Raw genomic sequence first — 2995 nt, 5'->3', positions numbered from 1 at the left:
GGGACTCGTCGACTGGAGACGAAGGATCCCGGTCTCCGTTCCCACTCCATCGGACGGCCTGCCGCCGGTGGTGACACGGGCGGTCAAGCGCATCGGGGACACCATCACCGCGGGTGAGGTTCTCCTCGAGGTGGCCTACCGACCCGTGATCGTCCTTCCGGGCCGCATCCCGATGCTGCGGGACCTGCGCCCGGGGGACACGGGCAGGGACGTGGCTGCCTTGCAGGCCTCGCTGCGGAAGTCAGGACGCGCCGTCGCCGACAGGAGTGGCGAGTTCGGGCCATCGACGCAGGCCGCGGTCGCCGACCTGTACTCGGATGCCGGGTACGACGCCCCGGTGCTCGACGGCGCTGCCCCGGCCACCGGAGGCGCGGGTGCGTCGGCCGCGGAGCTCGTGTTCGTGCCGCAGCTGCCGGCCCACGTCATCGACCTTCCCGGCAGGGTTGGCGACAACGTGGCCGACAAGGGGGGAGCCCTGGCGGCAGGCAAGCCCGTCGTCCAGGTCGCCGTGTCTGCGGACGTTGCTGCGACGCTCACGCCGGGCACCGAGGTGGGCGTCCGCGTCCTGAGCACGGGCAACGAGCTCGCCGGCAGGGTCGAACGGGTCGGTGCGGTCACCGAGTCCGACGAGTTGGGCGTGCACGCGCCGGTGACCGTCGTGACGGACCAGCCGATCTCGGCGCGATCGGTCGGCACCAAGGCCGAGGTGGAGCTCGGCGTTTCCTCCGATCGGCCGGAAGGGCTGCTGGTGCCTGCGTCGGCCCTGTTGACGTCCGCGAAGTACGGGACCTATGTGCGTCGGACGGTTGCTGGTCGCGAGCAGGTGGTGCGGGTCCGCGTCGAGGACGCGGAGGACGGGCTCGCGGTGGTCAGCCCCCTCGACGGGGACAAGCTGGTCGTCGGCGACGACGTGGTCATCGGGGCGAAGCGGTGAGCCCCTCGGCTCCGGTCATCGTTCTTCGCCAGCTCACGAAGCAGTTCGTCGGCCCGCCGCCCCTCGACGCGTTGCGAGCTGTCGACCTTGATGTCCAGCCCGGGGAGTTCCTCACCGTGCAGGGCCGGTCAGGATCGGGAAAGTCGACGTTGCTCAACCTTCTCGGGCTCCTGGATCGACCGACGAGCGGTACCTACGAGCTCGGTGGCGTGGAGACCTCCACCCTGGGTGAACGAGAGCGCACCTGGCTCCGGGGCACCGAGATCGGGTTCGTCTTCCAGTCCTTCCAGCTGCTCGCCGACCGGAGTGCGGTCGAGAACGTGATGATGGGGCTGCTCTACCGCGCGACACCAGCACGCAAGGCGCGCGAGGAATCCATGTCCGCCCTGGAACGGGTCGGACTCGCGGACCGTGCGATGCAGCTGCCGTCCAGGATGTCCGGTGGTGAACGCCAGCGAGTGGCGATCGCACGGGCGATCGTCGGCACGCCCAGTGTCCTTCTGTGCGACGAGCCGACGGGCAACCTGGACACGCAGAACAGCGACGTGGTGATGGAGATGTTCAGCGAGCTGAACGCGGCCGGATCCACGATCGTCCTCATCACCCACGACAGGGACATTGCTGCCGTGGGAGACCGTCGCATGTTCCTGCGCGACGGCGTGCTGAGCGAGATCTCGCCCTCGGATGTCCACGCGCGATGAAGCGCGAGATGCGATCGGCCGTCCGCCGCGGCGGGCTCATCGGTGAAGCTGTCGACGGGGTCACGCGGCGGCCCGTTCGGTCGGTGCTCACGGCCCTCGGCACGATCCTGGGGATCGGTGCCTTCGTTGCCGTCCTGGGGCTCGCGTCGACCACCAATGCCCAGGTGTCGGACACCTTCTCGTCCCGCGACGCGACGCGGGTGGGGCTCGAGTACGCCGACACCGTCGCCCGGGCCACGTTTCCGGACCGGGCCGAGACGGCCGTCACCGACCTGGTGGGCGCGAAGGCGGCGGGCATCACCCTGGACACGGGATTCACGCCTCGTCGTTCCAACGGTCCGGACACCTCGTCGGACGCCGCAGGCTTCCCTGTCTTCGGCGTGAGTCCCGGCTACTGGGGGGCCGTGCGGCCGGAGCTCCTCCAGGGCCGTGTCATTGACTCCTCCCTCGCCGAGTCCAGGGTCGCGGTCATCGGGGAGCGAGTGGCCACGTACTTCGGGATCCACGACCTCCAGGAACTGCCGTACCTGTTCGTCAACGGTGATGCCTTCCTCGTCGTCGGGATCGTCAGGACCGCCGAGTACGACGAAGTGACCGCCACGTCGGTCACCATTCCGCTGGACTACGCGCGGCGTCACGTCGTTGACGGAAGCGAGCAGATGATCATCACGACGGATCTCGGAGCCGTCGAAGCCATCGCCCGGCAGGCGCCCCTCGCCGTCGCCCCCGCGCATCCGTCCTCGCTGCAGGCGAAGTACACACCGCGGGCCAAGGCCCTCGATGTCGCGGTGTCACGTGACCTGGAGAAGCTGTTCCTGGCGCTCGCCGCCGTTTGCCTGCTGGTCGGTGCCATCGGCATCGGGAACGTGACCCTGATCTCGGTCATGGAACGGGTGTCGGAGATCGGCCTCCGGCGCTCCCTGGGGGCCCTCCCGCGCCACATCCTCACGCAGTTCCTGCTCGAGGCGGGCCTGCTGGGTCTCCTCGGCGGGCTGGTCGGTGGGGTGCTGGGCCAGCTGGTCGTGCTGTGCGTGTCCTACCTGCAGCAGTGGACGCCGACGATGGAGCCCTGGCTGCTGCTCGGATCCGCGCCAGCGGGCGTACTCATCGGAGTTCTCGCCGGTCTTCTTCCCGCTGCCCGCGCGGCGCGCATCGAGCCGGTGGACGCCTTCCGTCGCTAGCGTGGGGAGCGATGACCGCGGTGGCTCCCGACCCGGAGGTGCTCGACGACGCCAGCGTCGCCGAGGGCTCCGTGCTGCGGGTGCGCGTCGGCTCCGCCGTCCATGTGTACGACGACGCGCGGGCCACGCTCGGCAAGCTGGTCTTCGTGCGCCGCGGCGCCTCCTGGTCGCTCGTGGAC

At 69.8% G+C, this 2995-nt stretch carries 3 protein-coding genes; all 3 read left to right on the top strand.

Annotation, left to right across the window (positions count from 1 at the left end; all coding sequences use genetic code 11):
* Window positions 1-934 (top strand): hypothetical protein (locus ACOADB_RS03845; RefSeq protein WP_378596607.1); only part of this gene is annotated, 934 nt, incomplete at its 5' end.
* Window positions 931-1635: an ABC transporter ATP-binding protein gene (locus tag ACOADB_RS03840; RefSeq protein WP_378596606.1), complete on the top strand. Its 705-nt coding sequence runs from the start codon at window positions 931-933 to the stop codon at window positions 1633-1635. The genes ACOADB_RS03845 and ACOADB_RS03840, both read left to right, overlap by 4 nt.
* Window positions 1632-2816: an ABC transporter permease gene (locus tag ACOADB_RS03835; RefSeq protein WP_378596605.1), complete on the top strand. Its 1185-nt coding sequence runs from the start codon at window positions 1632-1634 to the stop codon at window positions 2814-2816. Before ACOADB_RS03840 ends, ACOADB_RS03835 begins: the two co-directional genes overlap by 4 nt.
* Window positions 2817-2995 lie beyond the last annotated feature (179 nt).

Source organism: Nocardioides sp. CPCC 206348 (genome assembly GCF_048654705.1).
In the GTDB taxonomy this organism is placed as follows: domain Bacteria; phylum Actinomycetota; class Actinomycetes; order Propionibacteriales; family Nocardioidaceae; genus Nocardioides.
The sequence above is the reverse complement of the archived record's forward strand: the minus strand, read 5'-3'. Positions and strand labels throughout refer to the sequence as shown.